We start from the raw sequence: 22,821 nt of genomic DNA, 5'->3' as shown, positions 1-22,821 counted from the left end.
CGGCGAGGGCCGATGGTCCTCTCCCCACGGGACGGGTGTCCTCGGCTCCGCGAGGGGGCTAGCCGCCGGCCCCGCCGTGGTCGCCGCCGCTGCCGTCGAGGTAGACCCACCGCCCGGCCCGCCGCACGAAGCGGCTGTGCTCGCGCTGCTCCCCGGGGAGCCCGTGCCGCTCGTAACGGGCCACGAAGGCGACGTCGTCGGCCCCGGCCGAGAGCACCTCGAGCCCGGTCCACACCGTGGCGGGGTCGAGCTCGAGGTTGTCGGGGCGGGTGCGCGGGTGCCAGGTGCGGAAGAGGTACGCCGCGTCGCCCACCGCGAAGGCGGCGTAGCGCGAGCGCATCAGCTCCTCGGGGGTCTCCGCCCGCGCGGCGCCACGGTGCAGGCGCCCGCAGCAGGCGTCGTAGGCCGCGCCGCTGCCGCACGGGCAGGTCGCGCGCAGCGGTCCGGTGCTCACCCGACCTCCCCGCGGGGCAGGACCCGCCACAGGGCGTGCACGCCCGGCAGGCCCTTGAGCCCGACCTCCCCGGCCTCGACCAGGTCGACCGCGGCGTCGTCGTCGAGGGCGGCGCGGACGGCCTCGCTGGCCAGGACCTCCCCGCCCTGGGCGGTGTCGGCGACCCGGGCGGCCATGGCGACGTTGCGCCCGAAGTAGTCGCCGTCGCGGGCGACCACGGGACCGGTGTGGATGCCGATGCGCACCCGCACCGGCGCCACCAGCCGCAGCCGGGGGTCGAGGGTGCGCTTGAGGTCGCGCTGCACCCCCACGGCGGCGCGGCAGGCCGCCTCGGGATCGCGGAAGGCGACCATGAAGCCGTCGCCGGCGGTCTTGACCACCTGGCCGCGGTAGCGCTCGATCCGGGCGCGCAGGAGGGTGTCGTGGGCCTGGAGCACCCGCACCCAGGTGGCGTCGCCGAGCCGCTCGTTGAGCCGTGTCGACCCCTCGATGTCGGAGAACAGCAGCGTCACCCGACCGTCGGAGCTGGCCATGCTCGCCACGCTCTGCTGCTGCTCGGCGGCCCAGGCCTGGAGGTCCTCCAGCGAGGACTGGAGCAGACCCGCCACGCCCTGCTCGCGGACCCTGGTGGCGGTCCGCACGACCCGGCGCACGGCGCGCTCGGCCGGGGTGGCCGCGGGACGCGGGCGCAGGGCGACGTCGAGGTCGGCCTCCAGCACGGCGACGCGCCGCCGCGCCTCGCGCTCCCGCCGGCGGGCGGCCGACAGGCGCAGGGCCAGCGCGGCCACGGCAACGGCGAGCACGGCGCTGAGCGCCGCCAGGAGGACCACCGCGAGCGTCACGAGCCGAGAGCGTAGCGACGACCGAGGGCCCGCGGGGTCGGGACCTTCGTCCGTGGCTGCCGCCCGCGGGGCTGGTGAGGCTGGAGCCATGACGGTGACCGACCTCTCCTCCGCCCGCCCGACCGCCGACCTGCCCACCGGAGCCGTGGTCGTCGGGATCGACGGCTCCCACGACGCCGACCTCGCGCTGGCGTGGGCGGCGCGGCAGTGCCTGCTGCTGCGCCGGCCGTTGGCCCTGGTGCACGCCTACCGCCTGGTGGGCTCGGTGTGGCTCGACCAGGCCGGTGTCGACTCGCGCGACGTGCTCGACGCCGTGGGCGACGACGCGTGCACGCTGCTCCAGGACGCCCGGGCGCGGGTGCTGGCCGACCACCCCGACCTCGAGGTGGTGCTGCTGCTGCGTGCCGACGACCCGCGCTCCATGCTCGAGGACCTCTCCCGGCACGCCTCGCTGCTCGTGCTCGGGTCCCGGGGGCGCGGCCCCGTGGCCTCGCTGCTGCTGGGCTCGGTGAGCGTCGCCGTCGCGCGCCACGCCCACTGCCCGGTGGTCGTGGTGCGCCCCGGTGCCGCCGTGCGCCGCCCCGGCCGGGCGGGTCGGGGCGCCCACCCCGACGACCGCCCGCGCGGCGGGGTGCTGGTCGGTGTCGACGGCACCCCGGGCTCGCTCGCGGTGGTCGAGTTCGGCTACCAGCAGGCGGCGCTGCGCGGCCTGCCGCTGGAGGTGCTCCACTGCGTCTGGGACGTGCGGGCCACCGCCGCCGGCCTGCACCGCGCCCCGGCCGAGGACCCCGAGGTCGCCGACGTGCGCGCCCTGCTGTCGGAGGCGGTCGCCGGCCTGGCGGAGCGGCACCCCGGCGTCGACGTCACCCTGACCGTCGCCTACGGCCTGGCCGACGACGAGATCGTCGCGGCCTCACGGGGCCGCGACCTCACCGTCGTGGGCTACCGCCCCGGCTCCCCGGTGCGCTCGCTGCTGCTCGGCTCCGTGGCGCCGGCCGTGCTCGAGCACGCCGACGGCGCCGTGGCCGTGGTGCCCGTGGCCCCGCTGGGAGCCGAGCGCCCCTGACCCGCGCCCGACGCGCGACGGGGCGGTTGCGACCCGTCAGTAGCGTGGATCGCGTGACGTCTGCTCCCACCTCCACCACCGTCGGCGAGCTGCGGGCCTCGGGCCACGAGCACCGCCCGCTGCGCACCGAGATCCGCGACAACCTCCTCGCCGCCCTGCGCGAGGGCCGCGATCCCTGGCCCGGCCTGCACGGCCTCCAGGACACCGTGATCCCCCAGCTCGAGCGCGCCCTCATCGCCGGCCACGACATCGTGCTGCTCGGCGAGCGCGGCCAGGGCAAGACCCGGCTGCTGCGCACCATGGTCGGCCTGCTCGACGAGTGGACCCCGGTCATCGCCGGCTCCGAGCTCGGCGAGCACCCCTACGACCCCATCACCGTGGCCTCGCGCCGCCGGGCCGGTGAGCTCGGCGACGCCCTGCCGATCACCTGGCGCCACCGCGACGAGCGCTACGCCGAGAAGCTGGCCACCCCCGACACCAGCGTGGCCGACCTCATCGGCGACGTCGACCCGATGAAGGTGGCCGAGGGCCGCTCGCTGGGTGACCCGGAGACCATCCACTTCGGGCTCATCCCGCGCAGCCACCGCGGCATCGTGGCCATCAACGAGCTGCCCGACCTCGCGGAGCGGATCCAGGTGGCGATGCTCAACGTGATGGAGGAGCGCGACATCCAGATCCGCGGCTACGTGCTGCGCCTGCCGCTCGACACCCTCGTCGTGGCCAGCGCCAACCCCGAGGACTACACCAACCGCGGCCGCATCATCACCCCGCTCAAGGACCGGTTCGGCGCCGAGATCCGCACCCACTACCCGACCGAGCTGGTCGACGAGGTCGCGGTGATCCGCCAGGAGGCCGACCTCGTGGCCGAGGTGCCCGACTACCTCGTCGAGATCCTCGCCCGCTTCACCCGCAACCTGCGCGAGTCCTCCTCGGTCGACCAGCGCTCCGGCGTCTCGGCCCGCTTCGCCATCGCCGGCGCCGAGACCATCGCGGCCGCCGCCATCCACCGCGCGGTCTCCCAGGGCGAGGACGACGCCGTGGCGCGTCCGGTGGACCTCGAGACCGCCGTCGACGTGCTCGGCGGCAAGATCGAGTTCGAGTCGGGCGAGGAGGGCCGCGAGGGTGAGATCCTCACCCACCTGCTGCGCACCGCCACCGCCGAGACCGTGCGCACGCACTTCCGCGGTCTCGACTTCGGCGTGCTCGTCGACGCCCTCGAGAGCGGCGTCATGGTCACCACCGGCGAGCAGGTCACCGCCCGCGACTTCCTCACCGGGCTGCCGGTGCTGGGGGAGTCGGAGCTCTACGACGACGTCTGCGACCGGCTCGGCGCGACCAACGACGGCCAGCGCGCCGGCGCCATCGAGCTGGCCCTCGAGGGGCTCTACCTCGCCCGCAAGGTGAGCAAGGAGTCCGGGGGTGGCGAGACCGTCTATGGCTGACCGCTGGAGCCGTCGCCGCGCCGCGAGCTACGGCCGCTACGACGGGGGCGCCGACCCGCTCGCCCCGCCCGTCGACCTGGCCGAGGCCCTCGACGCCATCGGCGAGGACGTGATGGCCGGTGCCTCACCGGAGCGGGCGATGCGCGAGTTCCTGCGTCGCGGTGGCCGCGACCAGCAGGGCCTCGACGACCTGGCCCGCCAGGTCGCGGAGAAGCGTCGTGAGCTGCTCTCGCGCCACAACCTCGACGGCACGATGCAGGAGGTGCGCGAGCTCCTCGACCGGGCCGTGCTCGAGGAGCGCAAGCAGCTGGCGCGCGACGCGATGATGGACGACGCCGACCGGGCCTTCCGCGAGATGCAGCTCGAGGGCCTCCCGCCGAGCCCCGCGGCCGCGGTCAGCGAGCTGTCGTCCTACGACTGGCAGTCGCGCGAGGCCCGCGAGGCCTTCGAGCAGATCAAGGACCAGCTCGGTCGCGAGATGCTCGACCAGCGCTTCGCGGGTATGAAGCAGGCCCTGGAGAACGCCACCGACGAGGACCGCGCCGCGGTCGCCGCGATGGTCTCCGACCTCAACGACCTGCTCGACAAGCACCGTCGCGGCGAGGACACCGAGCAGGACTTCGCCGACTTCATGGACAAGCACGGCCAGCACTTCCCCGAGGACCCCCAGAGCGTCGAGGAGCTGCTCGACTCCCTGGCCCAGCGCGCCGCGGCCGCCCAGCGGATGCGCAACTCGATGACCCAGGAGCAGCGCGACGAGCTCGACGCCCTGGCGGCGCAGGCCTTCGGCTCACCGGAGCTGATGGACCAGCTCGGCCGCCTCGACGGCAACCTCCAGGCGCTGCGCCCCGGCGAGGACTGGGGCGGCTCGGAGCGGATGGACGGCCAGGAGGGCCTCGGCCTCGGCGACGGCACGGGCGCCTTCCAGGACCTCGCCGACCTCGACGCGCTCTCCGAGCAGCTCTCGCAGTCCTACGGCGGCGCGCGCATGGACGACCTCGACCTCGAGCTGCTGGCCCAGCAGCTCGGCGACGCCGCGGGCGTCGACGCCCGCACCCTGCAGCAGCTCGAGCATGCGCTGCGCGACTCCGGGACGCTGCAGCGCGGCTCCGACGGCCAGCTGCGGCTGACCCCGAAGGCCATGCGCCAGCTCGGGAGGTCGCTGCTGCGCGACGTGGCCCAGCGCATCTCCGGGCGTCAGGGCCAGCGCGACCTCGACCGCGCCGGCGCCTCGGGCGAGCGCTCCGGCGCCACCCGGTCGTGGGCCTTCGGCGACACCGAGCCGTGGGACGTCACCCGCACCGTCACCAACGCCGTGCTGCGCACCGTCTCCGAGGGAGGCTCGGCCGCCGACGGCGTGCGGCTGACCATCGACGACGTCGAGGTGCAGGAGACCGAGGCCCGCACCCAGGCCTGCGTCGCGCTGCTGGTCGACACGTCGTTCTCGATGGCGATGGACGGGCGCTGGGTGCCGATGAAGCGCACCGCGCTGGCGCTGCACACCCTCATCCGCAGCCGCTTCCGCGGCGACCACCTGCAGCTGATCGGCTTCGGCCGCAGCGCCCAGGTCATGGAGATCGAGGAGCTCACCGCCCTCGACGCCATGTGGGACAAGGGCACCAACCTGCACCACGCGCTGCTGCTGGCCAACCGCCACTTCCGCAAGCACCCCAACGCCCAGCCGGTGCTGCTCATCGTCACCGACGGCGAGCCGACCTCCCACCTGGAGACCAGCGGCGAGGTCTACTTCAGCTACCCGCCCCACCCGCTCACCGTGGCCTACGCCGTGCGCGAGCTCGACAACGCGATGCGGCTGGGGGCCCAGACCACCTTCTTCCGCCTCGGCGAGGACCCCGGTCTGGCCCGCTTCATCGAGCAGATGGCCCAGCGGGTCGACGGCCGGGTCGTCGCCCCGGAGCTCGACGACCTCGGCGCCGCCGTGGTCGGCTCCTACCTCGGCGACCGCAGCGGCCGCTCCGGCGGGGGCGGCGGCTGGGACGAGGGCGGCGCCCGCGGCGGCGGCTACGGCGGGCTCTTCGGCGGCGGCCGGGGCTGGTGGGTCGGGGGCGACTGAGACCGCGGCCCCGCCTCGGGCCCTCGGCTCAGCGCGGGGCGCGCTCCCAGTGGCCGCAGCCCCGCGACGACGTCCGGCGCACCCCTGCGCAGTCGGGCCACCGCGCGGGCGCGCTGAGCTCGTCGGTGTGCAGGTCGCGCTCCATCACGTGACGCGCCGGTCGCCACCCCGCGGCGAGCGCGGCGCAGTCGCACCCGCCGCCTCGGTGGGACAGCCGCCGCTCCAGCCCCGTCGCCGTGGGGGAGCGCACCTCGCGGAAGCGCTCGGCCCAGCGCGTCGAGCCGTCGCAGCCGTGGACCTGCAGCATCCGGGCCACGAAGCACAGCGAGCACTCCCGCGGGCGCGGCCAGGTCGCCTCGGCGGCCTCGTCGAGGATCGGGACCGCCACCCGGTCGCGCAACGGTGGGGTGTCGTGGTCGTGCACGCGTCCTCCGCTCCCGTCCGGTGCACCCTGCTCCGGCGTACGACAGGTCTAGCGGGGGGCACCGACAGTCGCGGGCGGCGGCACGAGGGCCGCTAGGACCGCGCCACCGCCGCGCCGAAGGAGCGCGGCGAGCGCAGCCAGTCGACCGCGACCCCGCCGTCGGGTCGCGAGCCGGCGACCCTGACCTCCACCCGCACCGGGCCCTCGCCCGGCTCGGCCTCGAAGCAGTCGGTGTCGAGGCGCATCCTGACCAGGTCGTCGGCGTAGCGGGGGTGCAGGGCGTAGTCGCACAGCACGCGCTCCCCGGTCTCGCGCAGGCTCCAGGAGGAGGTGCGCAGCAGCGCGTAGTCGGTGCCGGCGAAGAAACCGCCGGTCAGCACGTAGTCGGGCTCCCGGTCACCGTCGGTGTCGAGGAAGACCGAGCCCCCGGTGACCTTCGGGCCGCTCTTGCGCAGGTCGCGCACCTCCACCGTCACCCGCACGGCGCCCTCACGGTTGACCACCGTCACCGCGCGCAGGTCGGCGGGGTGGTCGAGGTCGCCGGCCTTGTCGGAGAACGTCCTGGTCGCGGCGCTCGCCGGCAGCGCCGCCGTCACCAGCACGGCCACCGCCGACGCCACCACGGCGCCCACCGAGCGGCTCGCGCGTCTCGTCAGGACCATCCCCACCACGACCTTCCACGTCCGCGCGGCACCCCGACGGGCGCCGTCACCCCAGGCCTACTCCGGGTGCGTGCGCCGGCGCAACCGCCCGACGGCCCTCGACAGGGCGCGACGGCGCTCCGACGCTCGACGGGCACGGCGGCTCACGCAGGGTGCAGCAGGGCGGCGAGCTCCTCGACGCCGTCGACGACCCGCGGGCCGGGGCGGGCCCAGTGGGCGTCGGCGTCCACGGGGTGCACGAGGACCCCGGCGGGCAGCAGGCCCGCGGCGAGGAGCGCGTCGGCCTGCAGGCGCGCGCCCTCGCGGTCGTAGCCGCACGGGGCGACCACGACGACGTCGGGGCGCGCTTCGTGCACGCGCTCCCACAGCACCCGGGTCGACTTCTCGCCCGCAGCGCCGAGCACGCACTCACCGCCGGCGGCCTCGACCATCTCGGGGATCCAGTGGCCGGGGGCGTAGGGCGGGTCGGTCCACTCCAGCACCACCACCCGTGGGCGGGGTCGGCCCGCCACGCGCGCCCGGACGGCGTCGAGGCGGGTCGACAGCGAGGCGGCGAGCGCCTGCGCGGCAGGCTCGCGGCCGGTGGCCCGGCCCAGCGCGACGACGGTGTCGAGCACCTCCGCCAGGGTGTGGGGGTCGCAGGTCAGGACCTCCGCGGTGCAGCCCAGGTGCGCCAGCGCGTCGTCGACCACGCCGACGTCGACCGCGCAGACCGCGCAGAGGTCCTGGGTCACCACCAGGTCGGCGTCGAGTCCCGCCAGCGCGCCGGCGTCGAGGCGGTAGAGGTCCTCACCGCGTGCGGCCGCAGCGGAGACGAAGGCGTCGATCTCCTCCGGCGCCAGCCCCTCGGGCATCGCCGAGGTCGACACGATGGTGCGGCTGCGGGCCTCGGCGGGGGTGTCGCACTCGAAGGTCACGCCGACGACGTCGTCGCCCGCGCCGATGGCGAAGAGCGCCTCGGTGGTGGCGGGGAGGAGGGAGACGATGCGCACGCCGTCAGTCTGCCTCTCCGAGCTCGCGGGCCACGACCCCGGCGGCCGCCGCGACCAGGGCGTCGCGCGCGACGGCGTCGACGTCCTCGCTGCGGGTCAGCACGGCCACCACGACCGGTGCGCGGCCGGGCGGGGTGACGACGGCGACGTCGTTGCGGGCGGCGTAGGTGGCCCCCGACCCGGACTTGTCGGCGACCGCCCAGTCGTCGGGCACGCCGGCGCGCACCAGGGTGTCACCGGTCTCGTTGCCCGACATCCACCGCAGCAGCAGCCGTCGGTCGGCGGGAGCGAGGGTGTCGTCGACCGCGAGGGTGCGCAGCGTGGTGGCCAGCGCCCGCGGCGTGGTGGTGTCGCGGTCGTCGCCGGGCTCGAAGCGGTTGAGCGTCGGCTCGGTGCGCCGCGGGTCGGTCACCCGGTCGCCCAGCCCGCGCAGGGCGCGACGCAGGCCGTCGGGCCCGCCGATCGCCTCGAGCACGATGTTGCCGGCGGTGTTGTCGCTGACCCGCACGGCGGCCTCGGCGGCGGCGCCGAGGGTGAGGCCGCGCCCCACCCGCTGCTCGACCACGGGGGAGTAGTCGACCAGGTCGGTGCGGCACACCGGCACGACCCGCTCGAGCTCGGAGGGCGTCGTGCGGTCGAGCAGCACCGCGGCGGCCAGCGCCTTGACGGTCGAGGCGTAGGGGAAGCGCTCGTCGCCGCGGTGGGCCAGGGTCTCACCGGTGGCCGTGTCGATGGCCACGACGCCGACCCGGGCGGCGTACCGCTCCTCGAGGGCGGCGAACGCGGCTCGCCCGGTGGCCGGCTGCTGCGGGTCGACCGAGGAGGTGGCCCCGGGGCCGCCCGAGGGTCCGCTGCTGCGTGCAGGGGCGTCGTCGCCCCCCGCGCCGGAGCCGCAGCCGGCGGTCAGCACGAGGGCGAGGAGACCCGCCGCGGGGGTCAGGCGGCGGCGGGGGCGGTCGGACAGGGGCGGGAGGGCACGCGTCACCCCTCCTGCCTACCAGCCCCGGCCAGACGCCTACAGTCGGCGCAGTGGGGGACCTGTCGCTGACCGTGATCGCGCTCCTCGCCCTCGCGGCGGTCTCGGCGGGCTTCGTGGACGCCGTGGTGGGAGGCGGCGGTCTGATCCAGCTGCCGGCGCTGCTGCTCGGCCTGCCGGGCGCCTCGCCGGTGCAGGTGCTGGCGACCAACAAGCTGGCCTCGATCTGCGGCACCAGCACGAGCGCGGTGACCTTCTACCGCCGCGTGCGCCCCGACCCGCGGACCTTCCTGCCGCTCATGCTGGCCGCCTTCGTCGGCTCCGCGCTGGGCGCACTGGTCGCCTCGCAGGTGCCCCGCGGGGCCCTCGAGCCGATCGTGCTCGTCGCCCTGGTGGTGGTGGGGGCCTACGTGCTGCTCAAGCCCAGCCTCGGCGAGGTCACCGCGCTGCGCTTCGCCGGCCACCACCACACCACCGCCGCGCTCGGCGTCGGGGTGCTCGTCGGCTTCTACGACGGGGCGCTCGGCCCGGGCACCGGCAGCTTCTTCGTCTTCGCCCTCGTCGGCCTGCTCGGCTACGGCTTCCTCGCCGCCTCCGCTCAGGCGAAGATGGCCAACTGGGCCACCAACCTCGCCGCGCTGTGCGTCTTCGTGCCCCAGGGCGCCGTGCTGTGGCAGATAGGGCTGCTCATGGGCGTCTGCAACGTGCTCGGGGCCTACGTCGGCGCGCGCACGGCGGTCGCGCGCGGCGCCGCCTTCGTGCGGGTCTTCTTCCTGCTCGTGGTCTCGGCCTTCGTGGTGCGCCTCGGCGGCGGCGTGCTCGGGGTGTGGTGAGCCCGTGAGCGCCCAGGCCTACGTGACGGTGCGCGGCTCGGTCGCGGTCGAGACCGAGGTGAGGCGCTCGCGCTTCCTCTGCGTTGTGGAGCGGGTCGGGGGCGGGGCCGCGGAGGAGGCCGCCCGGGCCGTGGTCGAGCGGCAGCGGCGGGCCCACCACGACGCGCGGCACCACTGCTCCGCCTTCGTGCTCGGCCCGCCACCGCAGCCGGTGGAGCGCTCCTCCGACGACGGCGAGCCCGCCGGCACGGCCGGCGCCCCGATGCTCGAGGTGCTGCGCGGGGCCGGCCTCAGCGACGTCGTCGCGGTGGTGACGCGCTGGTTCGGCGGCACGCTGCTGGGCGCCGGCGGCCTGGTGCGCGCCTACGGCGACGCCGTGCGCGCCGCGCTCGACGAGACCGACGTCGTGCGCCGCTCGCTGCTCGTCGAGCTCGAGGTCGACGTGCCCCACGCCGACGCGGGCCGGATCGAGGGCGAGCTGCGGGCGCGCGGCACCCGCGTCCTCGGGGCGACGTACGCCGGGGCCGTCACCCTGCGCCTGGGGGTGGCCCCCGAGCGCGAGCCGGCCCTCCACGCCACGCTGGCCGAGCTGAGCTCCGGGGCGCTCGCGGCCCGCGAGGTCGGTCGCCGCTGGGTCGACGCCTGACCCCGGCCGCGGGCAGCGCCTAGGCTCGGGGCATGAGCATCCCCGTGGAGATCGCCGACCTGGCCGCCGCGCTGGAGGACTTCGGCGCGGGCTACCTGCTGACCGTCTCCACCTCGGCCGGGGTGAAGGCCGTGACGGTCGAGCCGACCCTCGAGGGCGGCACGCTGCTCGTGCGTGCCCCCGGGCGCGGCACGCTGGCCAACCTCGCGGCCCACGAGGCGGTCACCGTGCTCTTCCCGCCCCGCGAGCCGCGCGGCCACACCCTGCTCGTCGACGGCACCGCCACGGCCTGCGGCGACACGGGCGAGGACGTGAGGGTCGAGCCCACCGGCGCGGTGCTGCACCGCCCGGCCGACCACGCCGACGGGCCGCCCGCCGCGGGGGCCGGCGGCTGCGGCCACGACTGCACACCGGTCACCTGAGCGCTCACCTGAGCGGTCACGTGAGCGCCGGGCAGGACGCCCGGGCAGGATGACCGAGTGACCGAGCAGCCCTCCGCCGCGCCCGACCCCGCCATCCGTCCCGCGACCGAGGCCGACTGGCCGCGCGTGTGGACCTTCTTCGAGCAGATCGTGCGGGCCGGGGAGACCTACGCCTACCCCGAGGACCTCACCTGCGAGGAGGCCCGTGCCCTGTGGACCGGCGGCCCGGGCGCGGTGGTGGTGCTCGAGGAGGACGGCGAGGTGCTCGGCAGCGCCAGGATGGGCCCCAACCGGCCCGGGCGGGGCGCCCACGTCGGCACGGCGTCGTTCATGGTCTCCGAGCGGGCCCGCGGGCGCGGCGTCGGGCGGCGGCTGGGCGAGCACGTGGTGCGGTGGCACCGCGAGCAGGGATTCCGCGCCATCCAGTTCAACGCGGTGGTCGAGACCAACACCGCCGCCGTCGCGCTGTGGCGCTCGCTGGGCTTCACCGTCGTCGGCACCGTGCCGGAGGCCTTCGACTCCCGCGCCCACGGCCTGGTCGGGCTCCACGTGATGCACCTGCCGCTGACGGGCCCCACGCCCTAGCGGCGCCGGCGGGTCAGGTCGCGGCGCCGGCGGGGCCCGGGTCGTGCCCGCGGACCTCCGCGGTGAGGCAGGAGGCGAGCAGCGCCAGCCCGGCGAGCAGCCCCGCGACCGGCGCTGCGTCCCCGACGCCCAGGCCCGCCGCCACCGCGCCGGCGCCGCCGACCAGCACCAGCAGGCCGCCGAGCCGGGTGAAGACGGGGGCGCCGAAGGCGCGTGCGAAGGGCAGGAAGTGGGCGCCGACGACGAGCACCACCCAGGGCAGCACCACCGCCTCGAGGTCGAGGGCCACCCAAGCGCGCGCACCGACGACGATCGCGACCGCCATCAGCGTGACGCTCCAGCCGTAGGTGCGCACCGCGCTGCGCGGGGGTGCCGCGCCCCCACCGCCGCGACCGCGTCGGGCGACCAGCGCCGCACCCACGGTCAGGACGAGCAGGGCCACCGCCGCGGCCCGCAGCCACGTGGTGGCGGCCAGGTCGCCGGCGGCGTTCCAGACGAAGAGCGCGCCACCTGCGGCTCCGACCACGCTCCCGAGAGATCGACCGTCCACCGGGCCACCCCATCACACCCGGCTCAGCCCTCCGCGAAGCCCGGCATCGACTCGGTGAGGATCTCGCGGAAGGGCACCTCGGCCTCGAGCTGGCTGAGGATCCCGATCGCGCCCAGCCAGGTGCGGTGGATGAGGAGGTAGGACGGGGGCAGGTTGATCTTGATGGCGACGGTGAAGGAGGGGTCGCGAGGGTTGTTGATCCGCTGGAACTGCTCCTGCATCCACGCGCGGGTGAAGCGGAAGCGCTCGGTCTTGGTCGGCTCGACGAAGGGCGCGAGGTAGTCGAGCAGCTGCTGGGGGTCGAGGCTGACCTTGTCGCGCACGAAGCCCTCGCCCCGCAGCCCCTCCATGAGGGCGTCGGCGTCGCCGGTGGCGGCGACGCGGATGAGCCGGCCGGTGGCCTCGGGCAGGCGCCCCTCGGGGAGCCGGGCCACGGCGCCGAAGTCGAGCACGCCCATGCCGCCCGGCTCGTCGTCGCGGCGCGGCAGGATGCGGAAGTTGCCGGGGTGGGGGTCGGCGTGGAGCATGCCCGTGCGCGCCGGTCCGGCCACGAGGAAGCGCACGAAGAGCTCGCCGTAGTGGTCGCGCTCGGCCTGGGTGCCCTCGGCGATCACCTTGGCCAGCGAGGAGGTCGACTCGAGCCACTCGGTGACCAGGGTGGTGTCGCCGGCGGCCACCACGTCGGGCACGAGGATGTCGGGGTCGTCGCGGAACGCGGCTGCGAAGGCCCGCTGGGCCTCGGCCTCGAGGCGGTAGTCGAGCTCCTCCTCGGTGCGGGCCTGCATCTCCTCGATGAGCGGCTTGACGTCGAGACCGGGCACCATCGGCCCGATGGTGCGGGCCAGGCGGGAGAGCTGCTTGAGGTCGGAGCGCAGGGCGTCCCCGGCGCCGGGGTACTGCACCTTCACCGCGACGTCGCGCCCGTCGTGCCACCGGCCCTTGTGCACCTGGCCGATGGAGGCGGCCGCCGTCGGGCCGCCGTCGAGCCAGGTCAGCTGGCTGCGCCAGGTCGGGCCGAGGTCGGAGGCGATGGTGTCGCGCACGGTCTGGGTCGGCATGGGGGGCGCGGAGTCCTGGAGCTTGGTCAGCTCGGCGCGGTAGGGGCCGGCGAGCTCCTCGGGCAGGGCGGCCTCGAGCACCGAGAGCGCCTGGCCGAACTTCATGGCCCCGCCCTTGAGCTCGCCCAGGGTGCGGAAGACCTGCTCGGCCGTGCGTTGCTGGATGTCGGACATGACGGTCTCGGCGGGTCTGCCGCCGATCCGCTTGCCGAAGCCGAGCGCGCTGCGCCCGGCGTATCCCAGCGGCAGGGCCGCGAGGCGGGCCGTGCGCGCTGCTGCCTTGCGGGGGAGTTCGGGCATGGCCCCATCCTCCCCGAGCAGTCCTAATCCGGGCCGAGCGCGACCGCCGTCCCGGAGCCGGGGCCGGGGTCCGCGCCGGCGGGCGCAGGCTCCTTGAGCTCCACGAAGAGCACCCGGGTGTCGGTCTCGCCGATGTTCTCCCCGAGGTGCTCCTGCGCCGGGAGCCACACCGCCGCGCCGGCCGGCAGCTCCACGTCGACCTCGGACTGCCCGCCCACCAGGCGCCGACGGAAGGACGACAGCGTCCACATCACCGAGTCGGGGTGGCGGTGGACCACCGTGCGGACGCCGGGGACGTCCTCGTAGAGCAGCACGCGCACGCGCTCGTTCTCCATGACCACGCGGTAGTGCTCGGGGTTGGAGGCGACGCAGTCGAGGGCCATGGCCCCGAGCCTCGACCCGGCGGGCGGGTCCGGCCAGGGTCGGAGGTCCCGCGCCCGGGCGAACGAGCCCGCGTGCTCAGGCGCCGGGGCGCGGCGCCCCCGAGGCTGGGGCGATGAGCTACTCCTTCATCCTCCTGCGCACCGCCCTCCAGGTCTTCGGGCTGCTGATCACGCTCGGGCTGGCCACGGCCGGGTCGGCGCTGCTCGGCTTCGGTGTCATGACCGCGTGCACGTCGACGACGCCGTCGTGCGGTCTGACCGACGCCGTGCTCGTCGTCGGCTGGCTGCTCCAGGGGGCGCTGCTCCTGGTGGCGGCCGCGCTCTGCGTCGGCCCGGTCGTACGCCGCCTGCGCCCGGTCACCCACCTGGCCCTGGCCGCGGCCGTGCCGCTCACCGCGCTGCTGGTGCTCGCGGGCACCGGCTGGGTGGCCGAGCGCTCCTACTGCCTGCCGTGGCACGACTCGGCGCGCCCCGACGACTACTGCGAGGTGACCCTCTAGGCCCGGCGCGGGGTGGCCCGGCGCAGCGCGGGCAGCAGGGCGAGGGCGAGCAGCCCGCCGCCCAGCGAGAGCGTCGCGAAGCTGCTGGCGCTCACCACCAGGCCCGACAGCACGCCGCCGGTGGCACCGGCCAGGGCGACCAGCACGTCGATCGCGCCCTGCACGCGGGGCCGGGTGGCGGGCTCGGTGGCGTCGACCACGAGGGCCGTGCCGGCGATGAGGCCGAGGTTCCAGCCCAGGCCGAGCAGCACCAGGGCCAGGGTGGTGAGCACGAGCGAGTCGCCGGGCGCGAGGGCCGCGGTGACCCCGGAGGCCAGCAGCACCGCGCCGGCGAGCACCGCCACCGGTGTGCGGCCCCACCGGTCGACCAGCCGGCCGGTGAGCGGGGAGGGCAGGTACATCGCGGCGATGTGCAGGCTGATCACGAGGCCGACGTCGGCCAGGTCGTGGCCGTGCTCGCGCATGTGGACCGGCGTCATCGTCATGATCGCCACCATCGTGACCTGGGTGAGCACCATGACGGTGGCGCCGACGTGGGCGCCGGGCCGGGTGCCGGGCCGGGTGCCGGGCCGGGTGTCGCGCCGGGTGCCGGGGGAGACCGGCGCACCGGCCGCGGTCGGTGCGGGCGCGGTGTCGAGGCGCCGGGCGAGCAGCAACGGGTCGGGCCGCAGCAGGGCGAGCAGCACGACCCCGGCCGCGGAGTAGGCCACCGCGGCCAGCAGGAACGGCCCGGCCAGGGCGGGCAGACCGAGCCCGACCGCGAGGCGGCCCAGCGGGCCGACGAGGTTGGGCCCGGCGACGGCGCCGACCGTGGTGGCCACCAGCGCGGTGCTGATCGCGCGGCCGCGCTCGGCGGGGGAGGCCAGGTCGGTGCCGGCGTACCTCGCCTGGAGGTTGGTGGCCGTGCCGGCGCCGTAGACCAGCAGGGCCGGGAGCAGCAGCACGACGCTGTCGAGGGCGGCGGCCACGACGATGCCCGCCGCTCCCGCCCCGCCGGCCAGGAAGCCCGCGGCGAGCCCGACCCGGCGCCCGAGCCGCTGGCTGGTGCGCCCCACGACGTACGCCGCGAGCGCCGAGCCGAGCGTGAAGAGCGCGACGGGCAGCCCGGCCAGACCGTCGGAGCCGAGCATCTGCTGGGCCAGCAGCGCCCCGACCGTGACACCCGCGGCCAGCCCGGCCCCGCCCAGCACCTGGCCGGCCACGACCACGCGCATCGTGTGCCGCTGGACGCGCAGGCGCTCGGCCTCGCCGACCGAGGCGGTCCCGGCGGTCCCGGCGGTGGGTGCGGTCACGTCGGCCTCCTGGGCGGCGGTGGGGTGGCCCCCGGAACCTAGCCGGGCCCGGAGGACCTGTCGTCGCCGAGGTCCTCGGCGAGGTCGTCGGGCAGGTGCTCGGTGGCGAAGCCCACCTCGACGCGCTGGAAGCCCTTGAGCTGCTGGGCCTTGGCCAGGTCGGTGTAGGAGCGCACGTCGCCCTCGGTGAGGGTGACGTTGTCGGTGAAGGGCGTCAGCAGGGTGCGCGGGTGGAGGCGGTCGACGAGCACGACGTTGAGCTCCAGGCAGAGCACCAGCATCACGCTGGTGAGGTAGAGGAAGCCGAGCAGACCCAGCACGACGGCGAAGACGCCGTTGGTGGCGCTGGCGCCGCCGCTCGAAGCGCCGACCAGCGCGACCCCGGCGTACTGGAGCCCGAGCCAGGCCACTGCCGCCACGCAGGCCCCGGGCAGGACGTCGCGCCGCTCCAGCTCACGGGTCGTGGCGAAGCGGAAGACGAAGGAGAAGGCGGCGGCGTGGATGAGCAGGGTGCCGACGAGGATCGCCACCGACGAGAGCGGGCCGAGCACGTCGATCGCGCCCACGATCCCGGCGACGGCCGTGGTGGCGAGCACGTCGGCCCCGATCACGCCGAGCAGCACCAGGCTGCGGCCGCGGGCGGCGATGGGGTTCGGACGCTGGTTGCGCGGCACGGTCCAGGCGTTGTTGACGGCGTTCTGCACCGCCTGGCCCACGCCCATCGCGCCGTAGAGCGCGCCGCCGAGACCGACGACGATGCCGGTCGCGCCGCCGCCGAGGCCCTCGGGGCGCTGGAGGTCGTCACCGACCGCCGGCAGCTGCGCCAGCGCGGAGTCGAGCAGCCGCTCCTGGAGGTCGGGGTGGCCGACGAGCACGAAGCCGAGGATCGTCGAGGCCAGGAGCAGCAGCGGGAAGAGCGAGACGAAGGCGTAGTAGGTGATCTGCGCCGACAGGCTCCCGCCCGCGTCGTCGACGTACTTGTAGACCACCGCCAGGGGCAGGCCCACGGCCTTGTGGCGCTGCTGGAAGCGGTCGACCCGGGAGACCAGGCCCTCGTCCTCGGTGTGCTCGGGGCGGATGTCAGTGCTCGGCACGCAGGGCCTCCATCCGGGCCAGGACGGCCTCGAGGGCGTCGTCGAACTCGTCGGCGTCGTGGTCCTCGGCCAGGCTGGCGCCGAGGCGGTCGAGCACGGGGCGGCGACCCCGGGCCGCGGGGTCGCCGGGCGCCCCGGGGGAGTCGGGGCCACCTGCGTGCAGCGAGGCCTCGAGCAGCAGGTGGCCGAGCACGCAGGTCACGAACGCACGGTACGCCGCCACCGCGGCCGCGTCGTCGAACCCGCCGTCGACGAGCACGACCAGCACCTCCTCGACCCAGTCGACGTCGCCCAGCGGCGGGCGCAGCCCCGGCGCCGCCGCGGGGGCCGTCGCCAGGGCGGCGAAGGCCTCCGGGCGGGCCAGCGCGACGCGGCGCAGGTCGTGGGCCAGCCGCTGCAGGTGGTCCTGCCAGCAGCGCGCCGCGCCCGGGTCGGCGCGGCGCTCCGCGCGCAGCCGATCGAGGAGGTGGTGCAGGTCGTCCACGGGTGTCCTTGCCGTTCGTTCCGGTTGAGGCGGCCCTGGCTCCATCCTGGAGCGCACGCAGGGACTTACAGCGTAAATCCGCTCAGCGCGCCGGGCCGCGGTCGGGTCAGTGCCGCGCGTCGCCCTCGATGTCGACCCCGGCGTGGCGGTCGCCGGTGGCGCCGGCGTAGGCGAGACCGGCCAGTGCGGCCCCGACGAGGGGCGCGACGACGAAGAGCCACGACTGGCCGAGGGCGGCGGTGTCGAACCAGGCCACGCCCAGGGTGCGGGCGGGGTTGACCGAGGTGTTGGTCACCGGGATCGAGACCAGGTGCACCAGCGTCAGGGTGAGGCCGATGGCCAGGGGGCCGAAGCCGGCGGGCGCGCGACGGTCGGTGACGCCGAGGATGACGAAGACGAAGACGGCGGTGAGCACGACCTCGGTGACCGCGGCGGCGAGCAGGGTGTAGCCGGCCGGCGACAGGTCGCCGTAGCCGTTGGTGGCGAAGCCGTCGGCGGTGGTGAAGCCCTCGCGGCCCGAGGCGATGACGTAGAGCAGGCCGCCCGCGACGCTCGCTCCGACCAGCTGGGCGCCGACGTAGGCCGGCACGTCGCGCCACGCGAAGCGGCGGGCGACGGCGAGGCCCAGGCTGACGGCGGGGTTGAAGTGGCCGCCCGAGACGTGACCCACGGCGTAGGCCATGGTGAGCACGGCCAGGCCGAAGGCCAGCGCGACGCCGAGGTAGCCGACCTCGTCACCGGCCAGGACGGCGGTGCCGCAACCGGCCAGCACGAGCCAGAAGGTGCCGACGGTCTCGGCGGCCAGGCGCACGGGCAGCGGCGGCGGCGCCGGTGCGGGAGAGGTGCGCGGACGGGCCGGGGTGGTGGTCGAGCGGGACATCGGGTCGTGCCTCCTGGTCGTGACGCGCGGTGGCGTCGGTCGGTGGTTGGGTGGCGCCCCGGCGGTCCGGGGCGCGACAGGCGGCCCTCGCACGACACGGACCGGTCGCGGGAGAGCCGCCTGCAGGGCGTGAGGAGTCCGGTGCGGGGGAGCGTCACGCGGCGCGCCGGTCGTCGACCGGCCCCCGGGGGCCTGGGGCCCGGGTCAGCCCTTGAAGACGTCCTTGACGTCCTCGCCGGTCTTCTTGGCCGAGGCCTTGGCCTGGTCGGCCTTGCCCTCCGCCTTCAGCGAGTCGTTGCCGGTGACGTCCCCGACGACCTCCTTGGCCTTGCCGAGAGCGTCCTCAGCGGCGTTCTTGGCCTTGTCAGCGATACCCATGATGGTTCCTCCTCGGTGTGGTGGGTCGTTCGTGGATGCGAACACCAGGTAGTCGCACCGACCTGCGCGATCGTCACGCGCGGCCGGGATGATCTGGATCACGCCGGGGGGTCGGCGGTGTGTAGCCTCCCCCCATGCCGGGGCCCCCCCGTCGCGCCGCGACGATCTACGACGTCGCCCGCGAGGCGGCGGTGAGCATCTCGACGGTGTCCAACGTGCTCAACAAGCCCGAGCGGGTGGCGAGGCCCACCCGCGAGCGGGTCCTCGCGGTCGCCGACGAGCTGGGCTACGTGCCGAAGTCGAGCGCGGCGCACCTGGCCCGCAAGCGGGTCGGGCGGATCGGGGTCGTCGCTCCCTTCACCGCCTACCCGTCCTACCTCCAGCGGCTCACCGGGATCCTCCGCGGCGCCTCCGGCCAGCAGCTGGAGGTCGGGGTCTTCGACCACGAGTCGGCGGCCACGGCCGCGACGCCGCTGCTGGCGAGCATCCCCGTGCGCGGTGCGGTCGACGGGCTGATCGTCATGGGCTCCTCGATCGAGCAGGTCGTCGAGGAGCGGCTGCTGGCCCACGGGGTGCCGGTGGTCGTGGTCGACGCCGACAGCGGCGCCTTCAGCGTGGTGACCATCGACGACTTCGGCGCCGGTCGCACCGCCGCGCAGCACCTGCTCGACCTCGGCCACCGCCGGCTCGGCTACGTGCTGGAGCGGCAGGAGGCGGAGTACGAGTCGCAGGCGCGACGTCGGCTCGGAGGCTTCCGCGAGGCGGTGGCCGAGGTGCCCGGGGCCACCCTCGAGGTGGTCTCCTGCCTCGGCACCGCGGCGGCCGCGGAGCAGGTCGCGGCCGGGATGCTGGCCGGGGGACCGGGCGGGCGGCCGACGGCGGTGATGGCCCACTTCGACGACCTCGCGCTCGGCGTCGTGCGGGCCGCGCGGGCGCTCGCGCTGCGGGTGCCCGACGACGTGAGCGTGCTCGGCTTCGACGACGGGCCGGTCGCCGACGCCGCCGACCTGTCCACGGTGCACCAGCCCTTCGAGGAGTCCGGGGAGGTCGCCGTACGGCTCCTGCTGCAGGCGATGGCGGCGGCCGTCGCCGGGGGAGCCGCCCCGCAGCGCCAGACCTCGGTGCTCGACTGCTCGCTGGTGCAGCGCGCATCCACCGCCGCCCCGTGAGGGGGCGCCGCGTCCTCGGAGCGGCCAGCGAGGGTCCGCACAGCGGCTGGATCGTTCCATAAAAGTGCTTTACAAGAAGTTGTTGACGCGCGTGACGGACGCCACTTAGGTTGGCGCCGTCGCGGACTCGGGTCCCACCCGCGGCACCCCGATCGAAGGAGCACCCGTGACCAGGACGACCGTCCGCTTCCCCGCCCGGCTCACCGGCCTCGTGGCGACCCTCTCCGTGCTGGCCGTGGCCGGCTGCGGCGCGCCGGGGTCGGGCAACGAGACCGCGACCCAGGACCCCGACCGCGAGGTGGGCACCGAGCTCACCGACGAGGACGTGACCCTGGACCTCTACCTCGAGACCGGCTTCCCGCTGGTCGAGGAGCTGAGCGAGGAGTTCACCCGCCAGCACCCCAACATCACCTTCGACATCCGCAGCGACCAGTTCGCCGCGCTGACCGAGAACGCCCCGCGCGTCATGGCCAGCGACGACGCCCCCGACCTCATCCGCCTGCCCACGATCGTCGACGCGGCCAAGGACGGGCTGCTGCTCGACCTCGACCCCTACTACGACGCCTTCGGCTGGGACGAGTTCCCCGAGTCGCAGCTCGAGCAGCTCCGGGTCGACGACGACGGCACCCGCGGCAGCGGCTCGCTCTACGCCATGGGCGTGGGCTACTCGGTGACGGGCGTCTACTACAACACCCGCATCGCCGAGGAGATCGGGCTCGAGGAGCCGCCGGCCACCATCGACGAGCTCGAGGACGCCATGGCCGAGGCCAAGGCCGCCGGCGAGCAGCCGATCGTGCAGTTCAACGACATCGGCGGCGTGGCCTTCCCCTTCCAGGCCCTGCTGAACCAGATGGGCGACCCGGCCGAGGTGGCCGCGTGGACCTACCAGAAGCCCGGCGCCACCATCGACACCCCGGCCGCCGTCGAGGCGGCCGACTACATCGGGCGCTGGGCCGAGGAGGGCTACTTCCCCTCCGACGCCAACAGCCTCGACTACACCACGATGATGGGCCGCTTCGTCGACGGCGAGGGCCTGTTCATGTTCAACGGCGACTGGGAGTCGGCCAACCTCGACTCCTCGATGGGCGAGGACGTCGGCTTCTTCCTCATGCCCCCCGTCGAGGAGGGCAACGCCCCGGTCGCGATGGGCGCCCCCAACACCTACGCGATCCCGGCCAAGGCCGAGCACGCCGACGAGATGGCCTACTTCCTGAACTGGGTCCACACCGACGAGACCGCCCGCGAGATCGTCGTCGAGCAGGGCGGTGCCGCCCCCGGCGGGCCCGCCTCGCTGCCGCTGCCCGAGGTCGACCCCGACTCGCTGATCGCCCAGACCCTCGCCGGCGCCCAGACCATCGGGGAGTCGGGGGTGCTGGTGGACTTCATCGCCAACGCCACCTCCGGCATCTACGCCAACTCGATCCGCCCGGAGCTCCAGTCGCTCCTCGACGGCCGCACCAGCGGCGCCGACGTCCCCCCGGCGCTCCAGGCGACCTACGAGGACGAGCTGTCGTCGTGAGCGTCTCCGCAGCTCCCGTGGCGGCTGGGGAGGCCCTGACCTCCCCGGCCGCCACGGGCCGCGCACCCCGGCGCGGTCCCCGCCCCGGCGGCCTGCGCCGGTGGGGCCACCTGGCCTTCGTCGCGCCGGCCCTGGCCTTCTACGGCTACTTCGTGCTCTTCCCGCTCGGCACCTCGGTGCAGTACTCGCTCTACGACTGGAACGGCATCGGCCCCGCCACGTGGGTGGGTGCGGAGAACTACCGTCGGGTGCTCACCGACCCCGACCAGCTAGAGACGCTGCTGCACGCCTTCGAGCTGATCCTGTTCTTCACCGTCGTGCCCGTCGTGCTCGGCCTGGTCGCGGCCTCGCTGATGCACGGGCTGCGACCGGGTCCCTTCGCGACCGTCTCGCGCACCGTGCTCTTCATCCCGCAGGTCATCCCGCTGGTGGCCGCCGGCATCGTGTGGGACTGGGTCTACTCCAGCGACGGCATCGCCAACGAGGTGCTCCGCGCGATCGGGCTCGGCGACGTCGCCCGGCCCTGGCTGGCCGACTTCGAGACCGCGCTGCCCGCGGTGGGGCTCATCGGCTCCTGGGTGATGCTCGGCCTGTGCACCCTGCTGCTGCTCACCGGCATCAGCAAGATCGACCCCTCGCTGTACGAGGCGGCCCGCATCGACGGGGCCGGGCGGCTCAGCGAGCTGCGCCACGTCACCCTGCCCGGTCTGCGCCGCGAGCTGGGCGTCTGCGTCACGGTCACGATGATCGCGGCGCTGGCCAGCTTCGACATCATCTACATCTCGACCCAGGGCGGTCCCGGCCGCTCCACGATGGTGCCCGGGGTGGAGATCTACCGCCTCGCCTTCACCGAGCGCGAGATCGGCCAGGCCTCGGCCATGGCCGTCGTGCTCATGGTGCTGGTGCTCGTCACGATCGTCCCCGTCCAGCGACTGACCCAGAGGGCCGACCAGTGACCGCGACCCGCCGTGCCGACCTCGCCGGACGGGGCCTCCTCGTCGTCTTCATGGTGCTGACCCTCGTGCCCTTCGCCAGCCTGCTGCTCACCGCGCTCCAGCCGCAGGGCAGCATCCCCACCGGGCTCAGCTGGCCCGCCGACCCGCAGTGGCACAACTTCGTCGACGCCTACCGCGTCGCCGACCTCACCCCGCTGCTGGTCTCGAGCATGCTCATCGTGGCCGGCGTCGTGCCCGCTGCGCTGGTGCTGGCCAGCCTGGCCGGCTACGGGCTGGCCTCGCTCAAGGTGCCCGGCGCGTCGTGGATCTTCCTGCTCTTCGTGCTCGGGCTCACCATCCCGTTCGAGTCGCTCATCACGCCGCTCTACTACCAGATCGAGGCGCTCGGGCTGCTCAACACCCGCGCCGCGCTCGTGCTGCCGCTCATCGCGCTCTACATGCCCTTCGCGGTCTTCTGGATGCGGGCACACTTCCTCACCGTGCCGGTCGAGCTCTCCGAGGCGGCCTACGTCGACGGCGCCGGGGCCTGGCGCACCTTCCGCCACATCCACCTGCCGCTGGCCGTGCCGGCCCTGTCGTCGCTGGCGATCCTGCTCTTCCTGTGGACCTGGAACCAGTTCATCCTCGCCATCGTCCTGGTCAGCGACCCCAGCAAGCGCACGATGGCCGGCGCGCTCGGCGCCTTCCAGGGCCAGTACGGCACCGACATCGTGCTGCTCTCCGCCGGCTCGCTGCTCATCCTGGCGCCCACCGTCGCGGTCTTCGTGCTCTTCCAGCGCCAGTTCTCCCGCGCGCTGCTCCAGGGCGCCGTCAAGGGCTGACCGCCCGCCGCTGCGCGCC

Annotated in this window: 26 protein-coding genes; 12 read left to right on the top strand and 14 right to left on the bottom strand. The window is 75.1% G+C overall.

Annotated elements, in window-relative coordinates:
* Positions 1–58: 58 nt before the first annotated feature.
* Positions 59–454: a YchJ family protein gene (locus LPA27_RS02660; protein ID WP_416383223.1), complete on the bottom strand. Its 396-nt coding sequence runs from the start codon at positions 452–454 to the stop codon at positions 59–61.
* A complete protein-coding gene (locus LPA27_RS02655; protein ID WP_056904770.1) occupies positions 451–1,296 on the bottom strand; it encodes an adenylate/guanylate cyclase domain-containing protein in 846 nt (281 codons plus the stop codon). Before LPA27_RS02655 ends, LPA27_RS02660 begins: the two co-directional genes overlap by 4 nt.
* A gap of 88 nt (positions 1,297–1,384) precedes the next feature.
* Between LPA27_RS02655 and LPA27_RS02650 the strand changes: the two genes are divergently transcribed.
* Genes LPA27_RS02650 through LPA27_RS02640 form a run of 3 tightly spaced genes read left to right on the top strand, consistent with a single transcriptional unit; the run spans position 1,385 to position 5,878 of the window.
* Complete coding sequence (locus tag LPA27_RS02650) at positions 1,385–2,362, top strand: universal stress protein (RefSeq protein WP_228941408.1); 978 nt, start codon at positions 1,385–1,387, stop codon at positions 2,360–2,362.
* A 53-nt stretch (positions 2,363–2,415) separates the two neighbouring features.
* Positions 2,416–3,804 carry a hypothetical protein gene (locus LPA27_RS02645; protein WP_056862141.1) on the top strand — a complete coding sequence of 463 codons (1,389 nt, stop codon included), beginning with the start codon at positions 2,416–2,418 and terminating at the stop codon, positions 3,802–3,804.
* The gene (locus tag LPA27_RS02640) at positions 3,797–5,878 is read left to right on the top strand and encodes a vWA domain-containing protein (RefSeq protein WP_228941407.1); all 2,082 of its coding nucleotides are present in this window, start codon (positions 3,797–3,799) and stop codon (positions 5,876–5,878) included. Before LPA27_RS02645 ends, LPA27_RS02640 begins: the two co-directional genes overlap by 8 nt.
* 28 nt (positions 5,879–5,906) lie before the next feature.
* Here the strand turns inward: LPA27_RS02640 and LPA27_RS02635 are convergent, their stop codons facing one another.
* The 4 genes from LPA27_RS02635 to bla form a co-directional block, all read right to left on the bottom strand.
* A complete protein-coding gene (locus LPA27_RS02635; protein ID WP_228941406.1) occupies positions 5,907–6,302 on the bottom strand; it encodes a DUF2695 domain-containing protein in 396 nt (131 codons plus the stop codon).
* 92 nt (positions 6,303–6,394) lie between these two features.
* Positions 6,395–6,964 carry a hypothetical protein gene (locus tag LPA27_RS02630; protein WP_228941405.1) on the bottom strand — a complete coding sequence of 190 codons (570 nt, stop codon included), beginning with the start codon at positions 6,962–6,964 and terminating at the stop codon, positions 6,395–6,397.
* A 143-nt stretch (positions 6,965–7,107) separates the two neighbouring features.
* Positions 7,108–7,956: an ABC transporter substrate-binding protein gene (locus LPA27_RS02625; protein WP_228941404.1), complete on the bottom strand. Its 849-nt coding sequence runs from the start codon at positions 7,954–7,956 to the stop codon at positions 7,108–7,110.
* 4 nt (positions 7,957–7,960) lie between these two features.
* Positions 7,961–8,941, bottom strand: a complete 981-nt coding sequence (bla, locus tag LPA27_RS02620; RefSeq protein WP_228941403.1) for a class A beta-lactamase — start codon at positions 8,939–8,941, stop codon at positions 7,961–7,963.
* 44 nt (positions 8,942–8,985) lie between these two features.
* Here bla and LPA27_RS02615 point away from each other — a divergent pair, with 44 nt between their 5' ends.
* Genes LPA27_RS02615 through LPA27_RS02600 form a run of 4 tightly spaced genes read left to right on the top strand, consistent with a single transcriptional unit; the run spans position 8,986 to position 11,418 of the window.
* Positions 8,986–9,765: a TSUP family transporter gene (locus LPA27_RS02615; RefSeq protein WP_228941402.1), complete on the top strand. Its 780-nt coding sequence runs from the start codon at positions 8,986–8,988 to the stop codon at positions 9,763–9,765.
* 4 nt (positions 9,766–9,769) lie between these two features.
* Positions 9,770–10,411 (top strand): IMPACT family protein, encoded by a 642-nt coding sequence (locus tag LPA27_RS02610; protein WP_228941401.1) that lies wholly within the window; start codon positions 9,770–9,772, stop codon positions 10,409–10,411.
* Positions 10,412–10,443: 32 nt separating this feature from the next.
* A complete protein-coding gene (locus LPA27_RS02605; RefSeq protein ID WP_228941400.1) occupies positions 10,444–10,833 on the top strand; it encodes a pyridoxamine 5'-phosphate oxidase in 390 nt (129 codons plus the stop codon).
* Positions 10,834–10,890: 57 nt separating this feature from the next.
* The gene (locus tag LPA27_RS02600) at positions 10,891–11,418 is read left to right on the top strand and encodes a GNAT family N-acetyltransferase (RefSeq protein ID WP_228941399.1); all 528 of its coding nucleotides are present in this window, start codon (positions 10,891–10,893) and stop codon (positions 11,416–11,418) included.
* Positions 11,419–11,431: 13 nt separating this feature from the next.
* Here LPA27_RS02600 and LPA27_RS02595 read toward each other — a convergent pair whose 3' ends face one another.
* Genes LPA27_RS02595 through LPA27_RS02585 form a run of 3 tightly spaced genes read right to left on the bottom strand, consistent with a single transcriptional unit; the run spans position 11,432 to position 13,709 of the window.
* Positions 11,432–11,968: a hypothetical protein gene (locus LPA27_RS02595; protein WP_156718282.1), complete on the bottom strand. Its 537-nt coding sequence runs from the start codon at positions 11,966–11,968 to the stop codon at positions 11,432–11,434.
* 23 nt (positions 11,969–11,991) lie between these two features.
* The gene (locus tag LPA27_RS02590) at positions 11,992–13,326 is read right to left on the bottom strand and encodes an ABC1 kinase family protein (RefSeq protein ID WP_228941398.1); all 1,335 of its coding nucleotides are present in this window, start codon (positions 13,324–13,326) and stop codon (positions 11,992–11,994) included.
* 23 nt (positions 13,327–13,349) lie between these two features.
* Positions 13,350–13,709 carry a cupin domain-containing protein gene (locus LPA27_RS02585; protein WP_228941397.1) on the bottom strand — a complete coding sequence of 120 codons (360 nt, stop codon included), beginning with the start codon at positions 13,707–13,709 and terminating at the stop codon, positions 13,350–13,352.
* Positions 13,710–13,822: 113 nt separating this feature from the next.
* On the opposite strand from LPA27_RS02585, the gene LPA27_RS02580 reads away from it, so the two are divergent.
* Entirely contained in the window at positions 13,823–14,209 is a 387-nt protein-coding gene (locus tag LPA27_RS02580; RefSeq protein ID WP_056862151.1) for a hypothetical protein, read from the top strand.
* Here LPA27_RS02580 and LPA27_RS02575 read toward each other — a convergent pair.
* The 5 genes from LPA27_RS02575 to LPA27_RS02555 form a co-directional block, all read right to left on the bottom strand.
* On the bottom strand, positions 14,206–15,501 hold the full coding sequence (locus LPA27_RS02575; protein WP_228941396.1) for an MFS transporter: 1,296 nt from the start codon (positions 15,499–15,501) through the stop codon (positions 14,206–14,208). The genes LPA27_RS02580 and LPA27_RS02575 overlap by 4 nt on opposite strands.
* A 38-nt stretch (positions 15,502–15,539) precedes the next feature.
* Complete coding sequence (locus LPA27_RS02570; RefSeq protein WP_228941395.1) at positions 15,540–16,595, bottom strand: YihY/virulence factor BrkB family protein; 1,056 nt, start codon at positions 16,593–16,595, stop codon at positions 15,540–15,542.
* Positions 16,582–17,079, bottom strand: coding sequence for a TetR/AcrR family transcriptional regulator C-terminal domain-containing protein (locus tag LPA27_RS02565; protein WP_228941394.1), 498 nt, complete (start codon positions 17,077–17,079; stop codon positions 16,582–16,584). The genes LPA27_RS02570 and LPA27_RS02565 overlap by 14 nt, the downstream gene beginning before the upstream one ends.
* A gap of 106 nt (positions 17,080–17,185) precedes the next feature.
* On the bottom strand, positions 17,186–17,959 hold the full coding sequence (gene aqpZ, locus LPA27_RS02560) for an aquaporin Z (RefSeq protein WP_056862154.1): 774 nt from the start codon (positions 17,957–17,959) through the stop codon (positions 17,186–17,188).
* A 204-nt stretch (positions 17,960–18,163) separates the two neighbouring features.
* Positions 18,164–18,337 (bottom strand): CsbD family protein, encoded by a 174-nt coding sequence (locus tag LPA27_RS02555; RefSeq protein ID WP_082499875.1) that lies wholly within the window; start codon positions 18,335–18,337, stop codon positions 18,164–18,166.
* 134 nt (positions 18,338–18,471) lie between these two features.
* On the opposite strand from LPA27_RS02555, the gene LPA27_RS02550 reads away from it, so the two are divergent.
* The 4 genes from LPA27_RS02550 (at position 18,472) to LPA27_RS02535 (ending at position 22,802) form a co-directional block, all read left to right on the top strand.
* On the top strand, positions 18,472–19,506 hold the full coding sequence (locus LPA27_RS02550; protein ID WP_056862155.1) for a LacI family DNA-binding transcriptional regulator: 1,035 nt from the start codon (positions 18,472–18,474) through the stop codon (positions 19,504–19,506).
* Between the two features lie 166 nt (positions 19,507–19,672).
* Positions 19,673–21,025 (top strand): ABC transporter substrate-binding protein, encoded by a 1,353-nt coding sequence (locus LPA27_RS02545; protein ID WP_228941393.1) that lies wholly within the window; start codon positions 19,673–19,675, stop codon positions 21,023–21,025.
* Positions 21,022–21,981 carry a carbohydrate ABC transporter permease gene (locus LPA27_RS02540; protein WP_200920153.1) on the top strand — a complete coding sequence of 320 codons (960 nt, stop codon included), beginning with the start codon at positions 21,022–21,024 and terminating at the stop codon, positions 21,979–21,981. The genes LPA27_RS02545 and LPA27_RS02540 overlap by 4 nt, the downstream gene beginning before the upstream one ends.
* Positions 21,978–22,802 carry a carbohydrate ABC transporter permease gene (locus tag LPA27_RS02535; RefSeq protein ID WP_228941392.1) on the top strand — a complete coding sequence of 275 codons (825 nt, stop codon included), beginning with the start codon at positions 21,978–21,980 and terminating at the stop codon, positions 22,800–22,802. The genes LPA27_RS02540 and LPA27_RS02535 overlap by 4 nt, the downstream gene beginning before the upstream one ends.
* Positions 22,803–22,821 lie beyond the last annotated feature (19 nt).

The organism is Nocardioides sp. Leaf374 (genome assembly GCF_916862475.1).
Lineage (GTDB): Bacteria > Actinomycetota > Actinomycetes > Propionibacteriales > Nocardioidaceae > Nocardioides > Nocardioides kribbensis.
Note: the sequence above shows the minus strand (reverse complement) of the source record. Positions and strands in the feature narration are given on the sequence as shown.

Excerpts from the sequence above, each read along its gene's own strand:
- LPA27_RS02650 (WP_228941408.1), top strand. The coding sequence starts at position 1,385 with ATGACGGTGACCGACCTCTCCTCCGCCCGCCCGACCGCCGACCTGCCC.
- LPA27_RS02640 (WP_228941407.1), top strand. The coding sequence starts at position 3,797 with ATGGCTGACCGCTGGAGCCGTCGCCGCGCCGCGAGCTACGGCCGCTAC.
- LPA27_RS02630 (WP_228941405.1), bottom strand. The coding sequence starts at position 6,964 with ATGGTCCTGACGAGACGCGCGAGCCGCTCGGTGGGCGCCGTGGTGGCG.
- LPA27_RS02605 (WP_228941400.1), top strand. The coding sequence starts at position 10,444 with ATGAGCATCCCCGTGGAGATCGCCGACCTGGCCGCCGCGCTGGAGGAC.
- LPA27_RS02590 (WP_228941398.1), bottom strand. The coding sequence starts at position 13,326 with ATGCCCGAACTCCCCCGCAAGGCAGCAGCGCGCACGGCCCGCCTCGCG.
- LPA27_RS02585 (WP_228941397.1), bottom strand. The coding sequence starts at position 13,709 with ATGGCCCTCGACTGCGTCGCCTCCAACCCCGAGCACTACCGCGTGGTC.
- LPA27_RS02580 (WP_056862151.1), top strand. The coding sequence starts at position 13,823 with ATGAGCTACTCCTTCATCCTCCTGCGCACCGCCCTCCAGGTCTTCGGG.
- aqpZ (WP_056862154.1), bottom strand. The coding sequence starts at position 17,959 with ATGTCCCGCTCGACCACCACCCCGGCCCGTCCGCGCACCTCTCCCGCA.
- LPA27_RS02555 (WP_082499875.1), bottom strand. The coding sequence starts at position 18,337 with ATGGGTATCGCTGACAAGGCCAAGAACGCCGCTGAGGACGCTCTCGGC.
- LPA27_RS02550 (WP_056862155.1), top strand. The coding sequence starts at position 18,472 with ATGCCGGGGCCCCCCCGTCGCGCCGCGACGATCTACGACGTCGCCCGC.